We start from the raw sequence: 19876 nt of genomic DNA on the forward strand, positions 1-19876 counted from the left end.
TAATGACTCAACAAATTTTAAAAAATAATTCTCCTAAAAAGCAAAGCATGCAATGGTTTTGGTTATTGATGGGCCCAAGTATTATGTTGCTTACTTGCCTAGTGACCCCACCGGAGGGAATGTCGGTTGCAGCATTTAATACGGCAGGGTTGGCATTTTGGATGGCCTCATGGTGGGTAAGTGAAGTTGTGCCTATACCTGCTACGGCTTTGCTACCATTAGTTATTTCACCCTTAGCTGATATTGCAGCAATAAAAACGGTTGCTGCACCTTATGCACACCCTTTAATCTTTTTATTTTTAGGCGGATTTTTAATATCTATTGCAATGGAACGGTGGGGGTTACATAAACGGATAGCCCTGAGTACTATGCTTTATGCAGGTACAAAGCCTAGTTTGCAAATTTTAGCGATGATGCTAGTAACCGCATTTTTATCTATGTGGATGTCCAATACTGCAACGGCGGTAATGATGCTACCAATTGCGCTTTCAATAACTAATTTAGTTAAGCAATCAGATCCTAGCAATGAAGGGTTTGGTAAAGCATTGTTATTATCAATCGCATATGGGGCTAGTATTGGTGGCATTGCCACATTAATAGGTACACCCCCTAATGCGTTAATGGCTGCCTATTTATCTGATAGCTACCAAATTGAAATTGGCTTTGCGCAGTGGATGATTGTAGGGGTTCCTCTTGCTTTAAGTATGTTGATTATTAGCTGGGTTTGGCTTACTAAGTTTGCATATAAAGTTGATGCTAACATGAAAGCCGATCAACCAATTGATACAAAAAGGGTGTTTTTAACGCAGTTAAAAAACTTAGGAGTACTACAGCGTGCCGAAAAAGGCGTGTTATTTGTGTTTGTATTAGCAGCACTGTGTTGGATATTTAGACCTGTACTTGGCGAGATCACAGGACTGAAAATTTCTGATACCGGTATTGCGATTGCTGCAGCATTATTATTGTTTGTTTTACCCGCAAACAAGGGCAGTGACGAGCGTATTCTTGATTGGGAAAGTGCAGCTAAAGTACCGTGGGGCGTTTTATTATTATTTGGGGGAGGGCTTACACTCGCATCTCAAATTAAATCATCAGGGCTTGCTGAATTTATTGCTCACCTAATTGAAGGCGCCAGCGCTATTCCACTTGTTATGGGTGTGCTTGTTGTGGTGGCATTAATTACATTTTTAACTGAGATCACCAGCAACACAGCCACTGCTGCAGGGTTCTTACCGTTATTAGGACCCGTTGCAGAATCAATAACGGGTTCACCTCTTGTATGGGTTATTCCTGCTGCTATTGCTTGTAGTTGTGCGTTTATGATGCCCGTTGCAACCCCTCCAAACGCAATCGTATTTGGCTCAGGGCAAATACAAATGCGCGATATGATAAGGGCGGGCTTTGTACTCAATATTGTCGCCATTGTTTTAATAACACTGGTCACTATGACGATTGCAGCTCACGTATTTAAATTCTAATCGTTTCAAGTCACGTATAGCAGGGTAGTTTTGTATATTGATTGTTTAAAAATAAAACTACTCTGTGTCTATATTTTTACTCTTAAAGGAGTGCTTTAAATAAAATTAGTGTTATTGCTCGAAAAACAGAACAAGGTTATAGTCGCTAATAACTTTAAAAATCGAGCAATCTATTTTGACAACAGATACATCACAAACGATTTCTTTATTAGCTCAGTTTAATGGCTTACAAAATGCCTTTTTAGAGACACCCTATTTATCTATAAATAAACGCATTACGATTTTAAAAAAGCTACGTGCACGCGTTGTCGAGCTTGAAGAAGAGCTCGTTGATGCGGTTTCAAAAGACTTTGGTTACAGAACTGCATTTGATACGTTGCTTGGTGATATTTTGCCAACAGTGCAAGGTCTTGCTCATATAATAAAAAAGTTACCAAAATGGTCAAAGCCAAGCAATCGTGCCGTGGGTTTAAGTTTATGGCCCTCTAAAGTGAGTGTAACTTATCAACCTAAAGGGGTCGTCGGAGTTATAGCGCCGTGGAACTACCCTATTCAGTTGGCCATAGTACCTGTTATTACAGCTATTGCCGCAGGTAATAGGGTGATGTTAAAGCTAAGTGAGTTTACCCCGCATACAAATGTTGTTCTTGAAAAACTATTTAGTGATGAAATGCAAGAGCATTGTAAAGTAATTCAGGGGGGGAGCGATGTAGCAAGCGAATTTTCATCACTCCCGTTCGCCCATTTACTATTCACTGGTTCGACAGCGGTTGGTAAATTAGTAATGGCCTCAGCAAGTCGAAATTTAACGCCTGTTACGCTTGAGCTTGGTGGTAAGTCTCCAGTGATCATTACCGAGCAGGCTGATATTCAAAAAGCAGCACAGACACTGTTATTTGGAAAGATGGCTAACGCAGGGCAAATTTGCGTTGCGCCCGATTATGTATTTGTCCCTAAAGAGCTTGAGCATCAGCTTATTCAGCAATTATGCGAGCTTTATAAAAAGCATTTTAAAGACGGTGTTGAAGGTAAAAACTTAACATCGATTATTAGCGATGTACATTACAAACGTTTATCGGGCTATTTAGCGCAAGCACAAGAACTCGGCGCAACTATTGTAAAACCGCTTGAGCAAAATCAGCAAGATGCAGAAAAGCATCGTATGGGGCTACATATAGTTACTCAAGTCACAGACGAAATGCAGCTAATGCAAGATGAGTTATTTGGTCCTATATTGCCGATAATGAGTTATAACAAACTCAGTGAGGCAATTGATTACATTAAACAACATCACCATCCATTAGCACTTTATATTTTAGGGCAAGATAAACGCGCTCAAGACTATATTATTAAGCAAACACTCAGCGGTACAGTTGCTGTTAATGACACGCTAGTGCAAGTTACGGCAGATGATGTACCATTTGGCGGTGTTGGGCACTCAGGTATGGGGCATTATCACGGTAAAGAAGGTTTTTTAACCTTTAGCCATGCTAAAAACACATTAGTTTCTGGTTCTTTTAATCCACGGGTTGGCATGTTACTTAAGCAAAGTAAGTTACTGATCAAATTGCTTAAGTGGTTATATATTAAATAACCAGAGTGCAGGTTAAGCATTATTGCGAATTGGTAAAATCTAGAAAATAAAAAAGCTGAACGATTAGCGGCTACTAAATCGCTCAGTTCAGCTTTTATTATTTTAAAGTTGGTTAAAATAAGCGGCCTTCGCCTGCATAAGTACCCGCTAAAATTCTTGCATATATAGCGTCTGCTTTTTCTTTCGCTTCTTCAACTTCTTTAGGGAGCATTTTACGCTCATCGAGTTTGCGGCTATGGCTTGCTTGCATATTACCGTTGTACTCAGCAATAGTGTTCCAAATGTATGACTTTTCGAGATCTTTAGGCATACCTAAGCCTTCAAAATACATGAGTGCTAAGTTGAATTGCGCGAGGGAATAGTTATTTGCAGCCGCTTTTTCGTACCATTTTTTTGCAAGTTCAAAATCGTGACTAACGCCATCCCCGTTTGCGTACATAACACCTAGGTTAAATTGTGCTGCGGGTAAGTTTTTATTTGCTGCTTTTTCAAATAGGCTCAAAGCCATTTGCTTATCGAGCTTAACACCTTTACCTTCATCGTAAAGTACAGCTAATGCGAACATAGAATCGACATGATTCTTTTTAACACCCTGTTGATAAAGCTGCGCGGCTTTATGGTAGTCGCGTACTACGCCAAAGCCACCTTCATATAATTTCCCAAGTTCGTATATGCCAGGTGCAAAACCTTTGTCGGCTAGGTATTCAAACTCTTTTAATGCGTATTCAAATCGACCTTCGTTAGCGGCTATAATGCCCTCTTCTAATGTTGCATGGGCAAAAGGGCTTGCAAATAAAACGCCAGCAAGTATTAATGGTTTTAAATTAAACTGTGACATAGTAATGTCTCCAATTAGTAATAGTTGCAATATGTATCGATACCAATTTAATGCCATCGGCATAACTAAACGTAAATTCATTATCATGGTGCACTAATATCAATTGGCATAAGTATTTGAACAATCTAACGAATTAAAGCACCCCATAATATCGTAAAATTTTTGCCTTGTTGATAGTGCCATAATCTTATCGTTAAGTAGATCCTATCTTTAAGTCGGTCAGTATAAATGAGTGATTAAAACGTTTACATGTGGTTGCAAAAAACAATGCCTATTGTCCTGTTTACACCGGCTTAAATGTAAAGGCAAGACAATGCACTTTTCGTTTACATGTATAATATTTTATAGGTCAAAATAAGTTTTTTTGCACTGAAGAAGTGTAAGATACAGATATCACAGAAAATTTAAAGAAATAAAAAAAGCCCGTTAGGGCTTTTTTGAGTCATATCAACCGTCACTAATATGAGCAATGTAGCAAGTAATTGTGATCTTAGGTATTTATTACTTGGGTCGAGTAAGTAATAGATACGAAGCGGCACAGTCTTCTTAATTAAATATCAGCATCCTTGCTGTAATTTCTTCCCTAGGGCGTGTTGACCTTTGTGGATTGAAATTTGTTCAATCTAGAGACGATTTAATCGCGGCGCGAGGTTTGTAACCTAGCGGGCTAAGTAAAAACCGAGCAACAAAGAGTTAATCGTCCCTAGATCGAGCTCAAAGGGCAGCGCATGTTTGGCATTTATGCTGCGTTATCACCTATTTATGGGGAATAACCACACTACATAGGCTCTGCCTTGCCTAAAAACCAAACATACTGCTGCAAAATCAATCACGAAAGGTCTACACGCCCTTGGACTGAGGTCGTTACACTGTGTTTATGCGAACGATTATTAATTAGATTAGCGCGCATGTCAATACTAAATGATAACTATTATCAAAAAGATTATGTGTTTATATATTATTAAAGTAGTGAGGTGGCGTTACAATGTTTAGTAAAATTATAATAAAAAAAATAGCGAAGATTATTACAGTGCTGAGTATGTTGCTACTTAGCGCTTGCTCAACTTCTTTTGCTTACAATAACTTGCCTTGGCTTTCGTCTTTTTGGGTAGACGACTACATTGATTTAAATAAAAGTCAGGCCAAACAGCTCAAACAAATTATTGAAAATACGCGAAATTGGCACAGACAAACTGAACTGCTCAAATACAAACAAGATCTAACAAATTTACAAGCGATGTTTAATTCACAGTTAAATAAAGAGGAGCTGACTAAACAAATCACGCTTGCTAAAGGTCATTGGGGAAATCTGCTTGATTATGCAAGCCAACCTCTGATCACGTTAGCTAAAACGCTTACATCAAAACAGCGTAAAGAACTTATTGATAATATAACCGCCGATATAAATGATGAGTTTAAAGAGCACAATGAACTCAGCTTGCAAGAACATAAAGACATGCGTTTAGACAAACAGTTTGATTACTTTAAACAATGGCTAAACAAACTCACTCCTGAACAAGTGCGATTAATAAAAGCCGCTAACGAGCAACATATTAATACATTTTTACTATGGCAAGATTATAAACGGGATCGCTTACGTGCACTTGAGCAAACGTTTTCCAACTTACAACTTGATGAACAGCAATTTGCTACACAGCTTGAGATAATCATTACCGATCGCGATGCATTTATTGGTGATGAGTTAAAAGCTAAGAATGAAAATAATTTAGTACTCTATATAAATTTACTTATTGACTTAAATAACACACTTTCTAAGCAACAACGAAAAAGCGCTAATGAACATTTTGACGATTTAATGCAGACAATTAATGAACTTAGAAATGATTAAGCGTTTCAAATCCAGCAACAAAGATTTATGATAGGTTTTATTATTAGTAAAGATGGCCACTATCGTGTTTTTGACGTATGAGGCACCGTTGTTATAGGTACACTGCTTGTCATCTCAATTTTTCACGTTAAACTGAATTTTTATTTTTTTATTAAGTTGTTTGAATGGATATTACTGCTCTTAATAGTACTAAGGCATTAAGAAGGAACGTCTTAAGATGGATGTGCTTATGTTTTGGTTGTGTATCGCTAATTTTTGCTGGGTTTAATTTACTCATTAATAATTTTGCGGTACTGGGCTATTTAGAGTTGGGACTGTGTGCTTACTGTGTACACACATTTGTGCGTCTAAACAGACATGCATTGCAACTACGCCAATCGCTTATTATGTGTGCATTAGTTACGTTAGTTATTGTGTTAGGTAACTATTTCGCTTTGATAAAAAATGGCTTGTTTATTTGGTCATTTGCATTACCCGTTTTGTATTACCTGTTGTTAGGTAAGCGCTTTGGGATCCTCTTTTCTGCAACATTACTTTTTTTACAGGTATTTATCTTAGTAAATAAAGCCTCGTTATTTCCTTTTTTACCGCTAAATTTTGGTCTTAATTTACTGTTTGTTTATGTAAGTATTTGGGCTGTTTCTCATGTTTTTGAAGGGAGCAGAGCACTTTCCTCTAAACGCTTGAAAAGTCTAGCCTTGTTAGATCCATTAACGGGTGCTGGTAATCGACTTTCGATGAATCATTATTTTGAGGTCGAATTAACAGATAAATCTCAGTTGTACTTATTTTTATTAGATTTAGATTACTTCAAGCAGGTAAACGACAAATATGGTCACGACGTAGGTGACAAAGTGCTTATTGAAGTTGCAACGTTATTAAGAATTACGTTAGCTAAAGGGTATGTATTTAGAGTGGGTGGAGAAGAATTTGCACTTATTAGCTCATTTAACAATGCAGATGATGCGTTAAATACAGCTGAAAAATTAAGATCTGTCATAGAGAATACAGTGATTGATATTAATGGTGAAAAAATAAATATCACTATAAGTGTAGGGGTTGCTTCTTATCAACAGGATCAATCACTCGAAGAGTTTGCTAAAGAAGCTGATAAACAACTTTATAAAGCAAAACGCTTTGGACGTAATAAAGTATATGCTAAGTCAAGCACACATCAAAAAATTGAATTAGAATCGGTTTAATACATTTGCTCAAAATTAGGGATTCTATTTTCCCAAATAGGCTTGTCTTTTCCTAAGTATTCGCGCACAGCATCAAAAAATAAACGTGTTCTTACTGGTAAATCTCTGTGCGGATAAACAGCATACATTGCGCTGTAATCCATCAACTTTACATCCGTTAATATAGGTATTAATTTACCATCGGTAATTTCGTCACCGATTATAAATGCTGGCGCTACAAAATACGCTGTGCCAGATATGGCTTTCATGAGCAGTGCTTCGGCATCGTTAGCGCGATATACACTTTTTATTTTTTGCTCACATGGTTCACCCGAGCTGTTGTAATAATCAACTGTTTCAACCCTCATCGTATTACTGGCATAACTTGCGGCGGGTAATTCGGCCAATTCTTCCATACTGGATGGCATGCCATAAGTGCTGATAAACTCGGGAGCGGCAACAATGAGTAAACGATTACGCGCAATTTTACGTGCAATTAGAGATGAATCTTTTGGCTCTCCCACTCTAAATGCCAAATCGAACCCCTCAGAGACAATATCAACTAAACGATCGTCCAAGCGAAGCTCTACTTCAACTTGTGGAAAACGTTTTTGAAAGTCATTAAGTACAGGCTGTAAATAGCGCCGACCTATTAACGTAGATGAGGTTATTTTTAATACGCCTCGGGGCTCTAAATGGTAATTCTCAGCCATACGAATTGTATCACCGAGTAATTCTCTAAGTTCAGCAGCCTTTTTTATCATTTCTGCGCCAGCAGCGGTTAACGAAAAAGAACGAGTTGTTCTGTTTAATAACCTAACACCGAGTTCATCTTCTAATCGGCTAATTTGTTTAGAGATAACAGAGCGGTCAATGTTACGAATTTCAGCTGCCTTGGCAAAAGAGCCTTGTTCAACTACTTCAAGCAGCATTAAAAGCCGACTGGTTGTATCCATAATTACACCTTTGCTACGTTATTGATGCCATTTTGGCATTAATGAATTTAAAAATCTATGGTTTTTGTCCGCAGGTTTAATCCGTACTATGCAAAGCTAATTAAAAAAGGAGCGTCTTCATGAAAAAACATTTAATTGCTGCTGCACTCGCTGGCGCATTACTAACACTTGCAGGTTGTGCCGATGAAAGCACAGCACCTTCGACTCAAGCACAGCATCTTCAACCAATCGATGTTGCAGCGGTATTAGTTAAACCAGTACAAAGCTGGCACACCTATACAACGCGTTTAGAGTCTCCTCAAGAAGTCGCGTTAATGCCACGCGTATCAGGTGTCATTGAGCGTATTGCATTTAATGAAGGCGACAATGTTAAAAAAGGCGACTTATTATTTAAGTTAGACGACCGTCCATTTGCAGCGGTTGTAGCAAGCCTTGATGCGCAAATTAACAGTGCACAAGCTGCGTTAGAACAAGCAAAAAGTGAAGCTAAACGAGCTGTGCGTTTAACGCAGCGTAAAGCAATCTCTACTGAGCAGGCTGAATCTCGAACCTCTGTTTTACGCCAACGTGAAGCGCAGCTTGCGGCTTTGCAAGCACAGCTTACAGCAGCTGAACTTGATTTAGAGTTTACGTCAATTGTATCGCCAATTGATGGGGTTATTTCGCGCGCAAATATTACTAAAGGCAATAATATTATTGCGGGCCAAAGCGTATTAACAAGTATTGTCTCAAACGAGCAAATGTATGCGTACTTTGATATTGATGAACGCACTTGGAACAGTGCTTTTAGCAATGTAACAGCCGCTAGCCGTCAACCTGTTGTTATGCAAAAAGTAGGGCAAAACGATTTTGCATACAAAGGGCACATCAATTTTATTGATAACCAAATCAATGCCTCTACAGGCACTTTGCGTGTGCGCGCTGTGTTTGATGAAGATAACAACCAGCTTCGCTCGGGTTCATTTGCACGCATTAAATTAGCTGCTAACTCAATCTCTGAGCAAGTTATTGTGCCAGATAGAGCCATTGGCACCGATTTAAAAAATCGCTTTGTATTAACCGTTGGCGAAAATAACGTGCTTGAGTACAAATTAGTCACTGTGGGTGAGCGTTATGGTTCGCTTCGCGCAGTAACATCAGGTCTTTCACAGGGTGATGTCATTGCCGTAAATGGTCCTGCTCGTGTAGGCCCAGGCATGCCAATTAAGCCAAATACAGTAACAATAGACAGCAGTGATGTTGCATTCACTCTTTCTAATGACGAATCACGTTTAGTGGCTAAGCAATAAGGTTTATTGATGAAATTTTCACACTTTTTTATTCAACGGCCGATATTTGCGGCTATGTTGTCTTTAGTTATTTTAATTGCCGGTGGTATTTCTTTATTTCAGCTTCCGGTAAGTGAATACCCTGAAGTGGTGCCACCAACAGTGGTTGTCACAGCGAGTTACCCAGGCGCTAACCCAACCGTTATTGCGCAAACGGTCGCAACACCACTTGAACAAGAAATTAACGGCACTGAAAACATGTTGTATATGTTTTCACAAGCAACCAGTGATGGACGTATGACCCTAACGGTGACGTTTGCACTAGGTACAGATTTAGACCGTGCTCAAGTACAAGTACAAAACCGTGTAAATAGCGCATTACCGCGTTTGCCGCAAGAGGTGCAGCGCTTAGGTGTTGTTGCTGAAAAATCATCGCCCGATTTAACCATGGTGGTGCATTTATATTCGCCAGAAAAAACACATGATACCGCGTATTTATCTAATTATGCCGACTTGTATATTAAAGATGAAATTGCACGTTTATCGGGTGTCGGCGATATTCGCCTATTTGGTGCTGGTAAATACTCAATGCGTGTATGGTTAAACCCTGATGCACTCGCGGCACGTGAATTAACAGCAACCGACGTTGTTACTGCACTTCGTTCGCAAAACCAACAAGTCGCGGCAGGTAGCTTAGGCGCTCAGCCGGTATCAAACGACAGTCAATTTCAAATACTGTTAAATGTAAAAGGGCGTTTAAACAGCATTGAAGAGTTTGAACACGTTATTATTAAAGTGGGTGATGAGGGGCAATTAACACGTTTATCTGATATTGCACGCGTTGAATTAGGGCAAGATACTTACTCACTTCGCGCAGAGCTAGACACTCAACCAGCATTGGCCATGCCTATATTTCAACGCCCAGGTTCTAATGCGATTGAACTGTCTGATCAAGTGCGCGAAACCATGGCACGTTTATCAAAAGACTTCCCTGAAGGGGTAAAATACGACATTGTTTACGATCCAACCGTATTTGTACGCGGCTCTATTGACGCTGTAATTACAACGTTGATTGAAGCCATTGTACTGGTTGTTATTGTCGTTATTGTATTTTTACAAACATGGCGTGCGTCAATTATCCCACTTATTGCGGTGCCTATTTCACTCATTGGTACGTTTGCAGTGATGCAGTGGTTGGGTGTATCGATTAATACGTTATCGTTATTTGGCTTAGTACTAGCTATAGGTATTGTTGTCGATGATGCGATTGTTGTTGTTGAAAATGTTGAACGTAATATAGAGCAAGGCTTGTCGCCTCTTGAAGCAACACGCGTTGCAATGAGTGAAGTAACGGGGCCTATTATTGCGATTGCACTTGTGCTTTGCGCGGTGTTTATTCCAACCGCATTTATTACCGGTTTATCGGGGCAATTTTACAAGCAATTTGCGTTAACAATTACCATTTCAACCGTCATTTCTGCTTTTAACTCTTTGACACTTTCGCCCGCATTAGCCGCGTTATTGTTAAAATCGCACGATGCAAAGCCAGATGCATTTACACGTTTATTAAACAAATTATTTGGTCGCTGGTTGTTTCAACCATTCAACCGCGTATTTGACCGTGGTGCAAAAGGGTATGAAAAACTAGTTAAAAAGCTAATTCGCTTAAGTATGATTGTAATGGTGGCGTATGTCGCACTCGTTGGCGGTACTATTAAGTTGTTTGATACCGTACCTGGTGGCTTTATTCCACAGCAAGATAAGCAATATTTAGTGGCAATTGCGCAATTACCTGATGCAGCTAGCCTTGACCGCACAGAAGATGTATTAAGACAGATGCAACAAATAGCCTTAGATGTTCCGGGCGTTGCAAATACGGTTGCTTTTCCTGGTTTGTCTGTAAATGGTTTTACCAATAGCCCTAACAGCGGTATTGTTTTTACGCCCTTAGACGCGTTTGAAGACCGTGCCGATCCAAGTAAATCGGCGATGGCGATTGCTGCGCAGTTAAACCAACGTTTTGCTGCAATTGATGAAGCATTTGTCGCGGTATTCCCGCCGCCGCCAATTCAAGGCCTAGGCACAACGGGTGGTTTTAAGTTACAAATTGAAGACAGATCAAACAAAGGGTTTGAAGCATTATTTAATAGCCTGCAAACGGTTATTGGTAAAGCACAACAAGATCCAGCGTTAATGGGGCTTTACTCAAGTTTTCGTATTCAAGTGCCACAAATGGATATAGATGTTGATCGCGAGCAAGCGCTTATTCAAGGTATCCCTCTAGATGAAGTGTTTAATGCACTGCAAATTTATTTAGGCTCAGTGTATGTGAATGACTTTAACTTGTTTGGTCGTACGTATCAGGTCAATGCGCAAGCAGATGCTGATTATCGCCTAGACCCAGATCAAATTCTTAATTTAAAAGTAAGAAACCGCGCGGGTAACATGGTGCCATTAGGCTCAGTATTAACGGTTACACCAACAATTGGCCCTGACCGTGTAATGCATTACAACGGGTATCCAAGTGCAGAGCTTAACGGCAGCCCAGCGCCTGGTTACAGCTCTGATCAAGCACAACTGGCTATTGAAGCAATACTTGCTGATAACTTGCCAAGCGGCATTGAATACGAGTGGACAGAAGTGACTTATCAACAAGTACTTGCGGGTAATACTATGGTGTATGTGTTCCCACTGGTAGTGCTACTGGTATTTATGGTGCTTGCTGCTCAGTACGAAAGCTTGCGTTTACCATTAGCTATTATTTTAATTGTGCCAATGACCATATTTTCAGCGTTACTTGGTGTGTGGTTTGTAGGCTCAGATAACAATATATTTACGCAAATAGCGTTAATAGTATTGGTAGCCTTAGCATCTAAAAATGCAATTCTGATGGTTGAATTTGCAAAAGATAAAAACGATACCGGTTTATCTCATATGGATGCAATATTAGCGGCGTGTCGTATGCGTTTACGTCCAATATTAATGACTTCAATCGCCTTTACAGCAGGTGTTATACCGCTTGTGTTGGCAACCGGAGCAGGAGCCGAAATGCGCCATGCAATGGGGAATGCAGTGTTCTCAGGCATGATTGGTGTAACCGTGTTTGGCTTATTGTTTACCCCAGTATTTTATATGCTTGTTGTAAATAAAAAAGAAAAATCGCAGGAGTTACCACATGACTAAGTTAGTAAATAAAACGCTAAAAACACGCTTAACAATAAGTGCTGTAGTAGTGGCTGCGTTTTTATCTGGCTGTGCGAGCAAAATAGATACGCTCAGTGAGCAAAACGCAATTAATGAGTTTGTTGCAAAGGCGGCGGTTGCAGAGCAACTTGATGGTGCTGACGAAACGAGCTGGTGGAAAGGGCTTGGATCAAGCCAATTAGACTTGTTAGTCACCCAAGCGCTTGCAAATAATCATGATTTACAAACAAGCCAGTTAACGCTTAAAAGTGCGTTAGCACGACTAGGTGAGCAAAAAGCACAATACCTGCCGCAAGGTGGCGTAGAAATTGGTGCTAAACGCAGTGGTTTAGGCGATGTAAACAGCCGTCAGTCGAGTGCTAATTTAGCACTTGATTGGCAGCTTGATTTATTTGGACGTATTACGGCACTGGTTGATGCAGCAAATGCATCGGCCATGAGCCAAGCAGAGCAAGTCCGTTTACTACAAATTGAAGTCGTATCGGCGGTTGTTAAAGGCTTTGTTAGCTATCAAGGTAATGTTGAAAAACAGCATATTGTAGCGCTGCAAATAGAGGCGCTTGAGCAAAGTATTGAGGTGCTACAAGCTCGCGTTGATGAAGGTGTTGCAAGCGAACTTGATTTAAATCGTACAATGGCGCAGCTTAGGCAGCAACAAGCACTTGTGCCTGCTTTTGAATATGCAAAGTACCGCGACTTATCTACGCTTGCTGTGCTTACAGGACGTTTAACTCAGCACGTTGAATTAAATAATGAACGGGCTATTTTAGAGCATCAGTTTGAGGTGGCTTTTAATGAGCCAAATAACGCAATTGCACTAAGGCCTGATATTAGCCGAGCACTTTACGACTTTAGCCAAGCGAATAGTTTAAGTGTTGCAGCAAGCAAAGCACTTTTACCCGATATTAGTTTAAGTGGCTTTGCAGGCGTTGTGAGTCTTGGTAGTAATGGCTTTAGCGATACTCAACAGCAATGGCAAGTAGCACCACAAATTAAGTGGTCGCTACTGAGTTATCCTGCACTTTTAGCACAACGCGATGCACAACAGTTTTTAAGTGAAGCGGCGTACAGCGACTATCAACAAGTGGTGCTTAAAGCCGTGAACGAAAGTGAACTTTCGCTGCAGCTTTTAACCAATCAAGCACAACAAAAACGCTTTGCTGATGATCGTTATAGCTTCGCAAATAAAGCATTCTTACAAGCTCAAGCAATGTACGAAGAAGGGCAAATTCCTTATCTTGAGTTGTTAGATGCACGTCAGGATGTTTTAATAGCGCAAGAAAACGCTGTCGATTCCACAATTTCATCGCTACTTGCTAAGGTTAATGCCTATCAGTCATTTAACGGGCGATGGAGTTATGCTTTAAGCAACACTAAGAAGTAGAGTTATATTGATGCCCAGTACTGATGTTTTACATGAATACACCGTACCGCTTACTATGCGTGCCATTGTATTGCCAGAGCCTAATGAGCAAATCAATTTAGCTGACGTTGAGTTACCTGTACCTGAGTGTGCAGATAACGAATTACTTATAAAAGTAGAGTACGTTGGCTTAAACCCCGTTGATGGGCAGTTTGCTAAATCGGGTTTTTGTAAATGGCAATATCCTCATATTTTAGGGCTTGATGCTGTAGGGGTGGTAGTAAAAGCCAGCAAAGGTATTTTCCCCAATGTAGGCGAGCGGGTAATGTGGCACGCGAGTGTTGGCGATCAAGGTGTGCTCAGTGAATACACAAAAGTGCCTAATTATGCGGTGTCGGTTTTGCCTGCAGGATTAAACCCAGCAGTGGCTGCTATTTTACCGTGTGCTGGTATGGCTGCACTCATTAGCTTAGATAAGCTAAGTATTAGCGAAGGCGATACTATACTTATTGAAGGAGGAGCCGGGGCCGTAGGGCAATTTGCTATTCAGTATGCTAAGCAGCGCGGAGCGGACGTATTTGCAACCGCATCAAAGCGAAACCATAAATTGGTTAAGCAGCTTGGTGCAGACATGGTTTTTGATTACAACGATAAAAAGTTGTGTGAAAAAATTCGCAGAGAGCTCGGCCCACAAGGTTTTGACGCAGTAATCGATACCATTGGTGGAGAGTCAACAGCTCGAAATATTGAGCTAATGCGTTTTTGTGGCAAAATTGCATGTTTAAACCCATTACCCTGTTTTGATCAGGAGCTTATGTATCGTAGGGCGCCTAACATTAGCGTGGTATCGCTGGGCGGTGCATGGCTTGCTAATAGTTTGTGTGCGCAACAGCGTTTAAGCTTTATGGGTAACTTATTACTAGAAGGTGCGTGTAATGGCGATATTAAAACGCCGACACTAACCGCCGTTGAGTTTAATGCACAGGCGGTGTCTGATGCGCTTAATAAGCAATTGGCGGGTGGCTTTACCGGCAAACAGGTTGTACACGTAGCGCCATAAATACTAGGGCTATTTTTTAAAAACGCAGCATTATTATGTTGCGTTTTTTTATGTCTTTTTTATGCTCTTTTCATTCTATCAAATCGTATTTTTATTTATTAACCTGAACTCTGGTTAAGAGATTTACTAACATATTGAATCATGGTGATATTTAAATTTATTTTCTCTAGCCAGAGATTTTCAATGAAAACAAGGCGAATTTACGCGTCAATAGCTGGCCTATTGCAAGTAAATTTAACGCAGTTAGCGCTGAAAATAGCTGCTAGAGATAGATTTATTATCCAGAGTTCAGGTTTATTAGCTGTTTTATTCGTCATTTTAATAAAAATAGTTACTTTCAGCGTACAACTGTAAGCCTTTGTGTTTCAACAGTTTACGTTCAGGTAAAGAAAATAAATTGAAAAAACTGTTAATTTATTGGATAGAGTAATTGATCTAAACGGTTTTTTATGACGTAATGTAGGTATTATTAGCTGGTCGGATGAGTTCAATCATGAGTTTACGTACAAAATTAAAAAAAGTATTGCCAAGTATTTCTATCACTGAACAAGAAGCGCTAGACGCAGGTGATGTATGGCTTGAAGGGTCTATTTACCAAGGTAAACCTGATTTCAGCGCATTACGCGACGTACCTGCAGCTAAACTAAGCGCAGACGAGCAAGCGTTCTTAGACGGTCCAGTAAAAGAGTTATTGGGCATGATTGACGATTCAGTGATTCAAAATGGGATTCATTTACCAAATGACATTCTAGAATTTTTGAAAAAAGAGCGTTTTTTCTCGCTTATCATTCCTAAATCGTTTGGTGGTTTAGAGTTTAGCCCTTATGCAAACTCTACTATTGTAGGCACAATTGCTACTAAAAGCTCAGCGGTAGCGGTAACTGTAATGGTACCTAACTCGTTAGGCCCAGGTGAGTTACTACTTCATTTTGGTACGCAAGAACAACAAGCACATTACCTACCACGCCTAGCAAATGGTACAGACATTCCATGTTTTGCATTAACAAGCCCAGAAGCGGGTTCTGATGCAGGCGGTATTCCAGATGTGGGTACTGTTACTAAAGGTATATATAACGGCAAAGAAGTGCTTGGTTTAGAAATCACATGGGACAAGCGCTACATTACGCTTGCACCTATTGCTACCGTACTTGGTTTAGCATTTAAAGTAGTTGATCCAAATGGTTTACTAGGTGGTAAAGAAAACCTAGGTATTACTTGTGCACTTATTCCAAAAGAGCACCCAGGTGTAGAGCTTGGTAATCGCCATGATCCAATGGGTATCCGTTTTTACAACGGTACTACACGTGGTAACAAAGTATTTGTACCAATGGACTTTGTTATTGGTGGACAGAAAAATATCGGTCGTGGTTGGCAAATGCTGGTTAGCTGTTTAGGTGCTGGCCGTGGTATTTCATTACCTGCACTAGGTGTGAGTACAGCGCAAGTTGCATTTAAATCAGCGTCTGAATACGCAGCAGTGCGTGAACAGTTTGGTTTAGCGATTGGCCAATTTGAAGGTATTCAAGAAAAACTAGCTGACATTGCAGGTAAAACATACCTACAAGAAGCAATGCGTGTACTTACAACTGAAGGCTTAGGCATGGGCTTAAAACCATCAGTAGTAACCGCAATCGCTAAATACCACATGACAGAGCTTGGTCGCGACGTACTTGATTCAGCAATGGATATTCAAGCAGGTAAAGCGATTCAAAACGGTCCACAAAATACCTTAGCAAGTGGTTATGTTGCACAACCGATTGCCATTACGGTAGAAGGCGCGAACATTCTTACTCGTAACCTGATGATTTTTGGTCAAGGTGTTATGCGTTGTCACCCATATTTACAATCTATGGTTGAGTCAATTCATAGCGAAGACAAAGGCGCAGATAAAGAATTTAACGGTATTTTACGTAAAACAATTGGCTACAGCACAGCAAACAGCTTACGTGCTTTCCGCTTAGGTGTTTTACCATTTACAGCAAGTGCTAATTCTGAATTGCCAGAAGTACGCGACTACGAAAAAGCAGTCCATAAACTATCTGCAAAGCTTGCAGTGTACGCTGACTTTTCGTTATTAGTACTTGGCGGTAAGTTAAAACAAGCAGAAATGCTATCGGCACGTTTAGGCGATGTAATGAGCTTCTTGTACGCAGCTATGGCATCAATTAAATACTACGAGCAAAAAGTAGCAAGTAGTGACCGTGAGCAAGCTGCGCCGTATTTTCATTACGCGACTCGTTTTGCTCTGCAAAGTGCAGAAGAAGCATTGCATAAGTTTTTAGATAACTTCCCTGCAAGTGGCACTCGTAAGTTTATTCGTTTTATTACAATGAACTACTCAACTAAAATGCCAAAAATTAGTGATGATCTAATTCGCGAACTAGCTAAGCAAGCACAGCTTGATACCGCATTTAAAGCGCAAATCACGCATTTAGTTAAGCCAGTTGAGGGCGATGGCCATCATATCAATGAGCAAGCTTACAAAGCTAAAATGGCATCATTGGTTGAATTATCGAAAGTTAAAAAAGCACTGCGTGCTAAAACGATTAAAGCAGGCGCACGCTTTAACATTACGCTTGATAACGCACTAGCGGCAAACGTAATCACGCAAGCTGAACATGTTCAGTTAATTGATTACAACATCAAACGTGAAAAAGCGATTCGTGTAGATGAGTTCGATTTTGATATGAACATCCTAGATGACAACGCACAGCCAGTTAATCCGCTTAAAAGCGTAGTTAATCAGTAAGCTGTAAAATTAATTCAATAATGCAAAGCGCCAGAGCATCGGCGCTTTTATTGATACAAAATTAGTGTGGAGTCCTGCTTGAGTAATATTAAGCGGGGCTTTTTTATGTGTTTTTTAAAGTAGCAGTAGACGGCGGAATTCGTTTGTAAAGGGAGCTGGTTTAAGGTTGATTAAAAAAGCATAGATCTTTTGGGTTGTGCTTTTTTGTTTTAAATAGGGGAGTTTATAATCTTGAAAAAGGGCTAATAACCCCGTTGGCACCTTGTTGTAGTACATGAGTATATATTTGTGTAGTACGCACGTCGCTGTGACCTAATTGTATTTGTACTGTACGTATATCAGCGCCGCTTTGCAGCAAATGCGTAGCGAAAGAGTGGCGTAAAGTATGTGGGGTAACGTGTTTATTAATATTTGCATCAAAAGCGGCTTTTTTAACAGCGCGTTGTAATTGCTTTTCATCAATATGATGGCGCCTTAATTGTTTACTCTCGGGATCAAGACTTAATTTATGTGATGAAAATAAATATTGCCAGCCCAGCTGTCTATTGTGGTTTGGATATTTTTTACGTAACAAATGCGGCATGTACACACCGCAATACAAAGGGTTTTTAAGATCTAATTGTAGATAACTATCAACTAATTGTATTTGGGAACGTAATTGCGGTGTGAGCTCTACGGCAAGGGTTACAACACGATTTTTGCCTCCTTTGCCATCCCAAATTCGAATGCAGTTATAGTCAAAGTCAATATCGTGTACCCGTAAACGCAGTACCTCCATTAATCGCATACCACTGCCATAAAGTAATCCACAGGGTAAATAATGCTTTGCAGAGCACACTTTAAAAAAATTATTTATTTCTTGCTGCGTTAAAACTACCGGTAGTTTAGTTGCTCGTTTGCTCTTAATAAAACTTAATGATAATGAAAGTGGCTTTTTAATCACTTCTTTAAATAAAAAGCTCAACGCATTTAAGGCTTGTGTTTGAGTGTTAGGAGCAACATTTTGTTGATTGACTAAGTAATTTAAAAAAAGTTCGACCTCATTATCTCCCATCGTTGTTGGGTGCCTCATAGAGTTAAATCGAATAAACGAAGCTATCCAGTATAAATACGCTTTAATAGTACTTTTAGCATAACGCTTTAGATACATTTGTTCGGCTATCATAGTTAAAAAAGGTGATTTCATGATATGAATCTCTAGTAAAAGTTAACTGTATATATAGACAGTGCTTGTTGTTTTGTCCAATATTACTGATCTCCACCATTTCGGTGTATTTGTGCATTGATTAAAAATAATTTCCAGTTAACTAATTGTTTACAGGTGTTTATTTGATGGTTAAGATAAGTGCACTGTAATATATGGACATTTGTCGGTTTATAAAACGACAAATGTCGTAGACAAAATTGTTGAACAAAGCCGCTACGCGGAGCTAGCAACCTTCAGCATAATTGCCACACTTGTCATTGGGACTTCCCCCATTTACCGGAGAAAACCAATGACCCCATTAAGACAACGCGTCATAGACGAGATCCGTTTAAGAGGCTACTCACCACGTACCGAAGAATCTTATATAAATGCACTCGCTCAGTTAGCTAATTACTACGATAAATCGCCTGACTTAATTAATAAGGAAGAGCTTGAGGCGTATTTTAGGTATGTAAACCTAACACAGCACTTGTCGCGTGCAACGATTGCAGTAAAACTCAATGCCGTTAATTTTTTATATAAATATGTACTACAGCGCTCATTCAGCATTGATATTGTATTGCCTAAAAAAGCACACAAAATACCGATACTGCTAACACGGGATGAGGTTCATCGCCTGTTTTTAAATACGGTATCTGCACAACAAAAAGTCATGCTTTGTATTTGCTATGGCTGCGGACTCAGAATAAGTGAATTACTGAATTTACGGGTTGTTGATATTGAATTTAGCCAAGACTGCCTATGGGTTAGAGCAGGAAAAGGGAATAAAGACCGTCGTGTCATATTACCTAAAAGCGCAGTAAGGCGATTAAACGCTTATATAGCAGGCTTTTCCCTTGGCAGTATGCTGTTTTGTACTAATTGGGATAAAGAAAAAGCGATAGATGCAAAAACGTTTAGTCGTGGATTAAAACGTGCGGTAGTGCGGGCTGACATTGCAAAAAATGTATCAGCGCATAGTTTGCGTCACGCTTATGCTACACATCAAATTGAAGCCGGTATGCCGCTTCACCAGTTACAAAAGCAGTTGGGACATACGAGTATTCGTACGACAGAGCGTTATTTACACTGGTTGCCAGAGATGGCACATAGTAGCCATGATTTAATGGCTGCGTGGGAGGAGGACTAA

At 39.8% G+C, this 19876-nt stretch carries 13 protein-coding genes; 10 read left to right on the forward strand and 3 right to left on the reverse strand.

The window, feature by feature from the left end:
* Positions 1-2: 2 nt before the first annotated feature.
* Entirely contained in the window at positions 3-1478 is a 1476-nt protein-coding gene (locus PALI_RS18840; RefSeq protein WP_138583851.1) for an SLC13 family permease, read from the forward strand.
* A gap of 175 nt (positions 1479-1653) precedes the next feature.
* Positions 1654-3072, forward strand: coding sequence for a coniferyl aldehyde dehydrogenase (locus PALI_RS18845; RefSeq protein ID WP_193156593.1), 1419 nt, complete (start codon positions 1654-1656; stop codon positions 3070-3072).
* A gap of 112 nt (positions 3073-3184) precedes the next feature.
* On the opposite strand, the gene PALI_RS18850 is transcribed toward PALI_RS18845, so the two are convergent.
* Entirely contained in the window at positions 3185-3910 is a 726-nt protein-coding gene (locus tag PALI_RS18850; RefSeq protein WP_077538754.1) for a tetratricopeptide repeat protein, read from the reverse strand.
* A 985-nt stretch (positions 3911-4895) separates the two neighbouring features.
* Between PALI_RS18850 and PALI_RS18855 the strand changes: the two genes are divergently transcribed.
* Positions 4896-5759, forward strand: coding sequence for a DUF6279 family lipoprotein (locus PALI_RS18855; RefSeq protein WP_193156594.1), 864 nt, complete (start codon positions 4896-4898; stop codon positions 5757-5759).
* Between the two features lie 164 nt (positions 5760-5923).
* Positions 5924-6961 carry a GGDEF domain-containing protein gene (locus PALI_RS18860; protein WP_193156595.1) on the forward strand — a complete coding sequence of 346 codons (1038 nt, stop codon included), beginning with the start codon at positions 5924-5926 and terminating at the stop codon, positions 6959-6961.
* Here the strand turns inward: PALI_RS18860 and PALI_RS18865 are convergent.
* A complete protein-coding gene (locus PALI_RS18865; protein WP_077535139.1) occupies positions 6958-7896 on the reverse strand; it encodes a LysR family transcriptional regulator in 939 nt (312 codons plus the stop codon). The two genes, PALI_RS18860 and PALI_RS18865, sit on opposite strands and share 4 nt — an antisense overlap.
* Positions 7897-8015: 119 nt before the next feature.
* Here PALI_RS18865 and PALI_RS18870 point away from each other — a divergent pair, with 119 nt between their 5' ends.
* The 5 genes from PALI_RS18870 (at position 8016) to PALI_RS18890 (ending at position 17540) form a co-directional block, all read left to right on the forward strand.
* The gene (locus tag PALI_RS18870; protein WP_077535140.1) at positions 8016-9185 is read left to right on the forward strand and encodes an efflux RND transporter periplasmic adaptor subunit; all 1170 of its coding nucleotides are present in this window, start codon (positions 8016-8018) and stop codon (positions 9183-9185) included.
* A gap of 9 nt (positions 9186-9194) precedes the next feature.
* Positions 9195-12347, forward strand: coding sequence for an efflux RND transporter permease subunit (locus PALI_RS18875; protein ID WP_138586271.1), 3153 nt, complete (start codon positions 9195-9197; stop codon positions 12345-12347).
* On the forward strand, positions 12340-13752 hold the full coding sequence (locus tag PALI_RS18880; protein ID WP_193156596.1) for a TolC family protein: 1413 nt from the start codon (positions 12340-12342) through the stop codon (positions 13750-13752). The genes PALI_RS18875 and PALI_RS18880 overlap by 8 nt, the downstream gene beginning before the upstream one ends.
* Before the next feature lie 10 nt (positions 13753-13762).
* On the forward strand, positions 13763-14791 hold the full coding sequence (locus PALI_RS18885; protein ID WP_193156597.1) for a zinc-binding dehydrogenase: 1029 nt from the start codon (positions 13763-13765) through the stop codon (positions 14789-14791).
* 493 nt (positions 14792-15284) lie between these two features.
* On the forward strand, positions 15285-17540 hold the full coding sequence (locus PALI_RS18890) for an acyl-CoA dehydrogenase (RefSeq protein WP_193156598.1): 2256 nt from the start codon (positions 15285-15287) through the stop codon (positions 17538-17540).
* A gap of 223 nt (positions 17541-17763) precedes the next feature.
* Here PALI_RS18890 and PALI_RS18895 read toward each other — a convergent pair whose 3' ends face one another.
* A complete protein-coding gene (locus PALI_RS18895) occupies positions 17764-18726 on the reverse strand; it encodes an integron integrase (RefSeq protein ID WP_193156599.1) in 963 nt (320 codons plus the stop codon).
* A 310-nt stretch (positions 18727-19036) separates the two neighbouring features.
* Here PALI_RS18895 and PALI_RS18900 point away from each other — a divergent pair, with 310 nt between their 5' ends.
* Positions 19037-19876, forward strand: a complete 840-nt coding sequence (locus tag PALI_RS18900; RefSeq protein WP_193156600.1) for a tyrosine-type recombinase/integrase — start codon at positions 19037-19039, stop codon at positions 19874-19876.

Source organism: Pseudoalteromonas aliena SW19 (assembly GCF_014905615.1).
GTDB classification, from domain to species: domain Bacteria; phylum Pseudomonadota; class Gammaproteobacteria; order Enterobacterales; family Alteromonadaceae; genus Pseudoalteromonas; species Pseudoalteromonas aliena.

What these genes read in the sequence shown, in the direction of transcription:
- PALI_RS18840 (WP_138583851.1), top strand. Translation starts at nt 3, where the DNA reads ATGACTCAACAAATTTTAAAAAATAATTCTCCTAAAAAGCAAAGCATG.
- PALI_RS18850 (WP_077538754.1), bottom strand. Translation starts at nt 3,910, where the DNA reads ATGTCACAGTTTAATTTAAAACCATTAATACTTGCTGGCGTTTTATTT.
- PALI_RS18855 (WP_193156594.1), top strand. Translation starts at nt 4,896, where the DNA reads ATGTTTAGTAAAATTATAATAAAAAAAATAGCGAAGATTATTACAGTG.
- PALI_RS18860 (WP_193156595.1), top strand. Translation starts at nt 5,924, where the DNA reads ATGGATATTACTGCTCTTAATAGTACTAAGGCATTAAGAAGGAACGTC.
- PALI_RS18865 (WP_077535139.1), bottom strand. Translation starts at nt 7,896, where the DNA reads ATGGATACAACCAGTCGGCTTTTAATGCTGCTTGAAGTAGTTGAACAA.
- PALI_RS18870 (WP_077535140.1), top strand. Translation starts at nt 8,016, where the DNA reads ATGAAAAAACATTTAATTGCTGCTGCACTCGCTGGCGCATTACTAACA.
- PALI_RS18875 (WP_138586271.1), top strand. Translation starts at nt 9,195, where the DNA reads ATGAAATTTTCACACTTTTTTATTCAACGGCCGATATTTGCGGCTATG.
- PALI_RS18880 (WP_193156596.1), top strand. Translation starts at nt 12,340, where the DNA reads ATGACTAAGTTAGTAAATAAAACGCTAAAAACACGCTTAACAATAAGT.
- PALI_RS18885 (WP_193156597.1), top strand. Translation starts at nt 13,763, where the DNA reads ATGCCCAGTACTGATGTTTTACATGAATACACCGTACCGCTTACTATG.
- PALI_RS18890 (WP_193156598.1), top strand. Translation starts at nt 15,285, where the DNA reads ATGAGTTTACGTACAAAATTAAAAAAAGTATTGCCAAGTATTTCTATC.
- PALI_RS18895 (WP_193156599.1), bottom strand. Translation starts at nt 18,726, where the DNA reads ATGAAATCACCTTTTTTAACTATGATAGCCGAACAAATGTATCTAAAG.
- PALI_RS18900 (WP_193156600.1), top strand. Translation starts at nt 19,037, where the DNA reads ATGACCCCATTAAGACAACGCGTCATAGACGAGATCCGTTTAAGAGGC.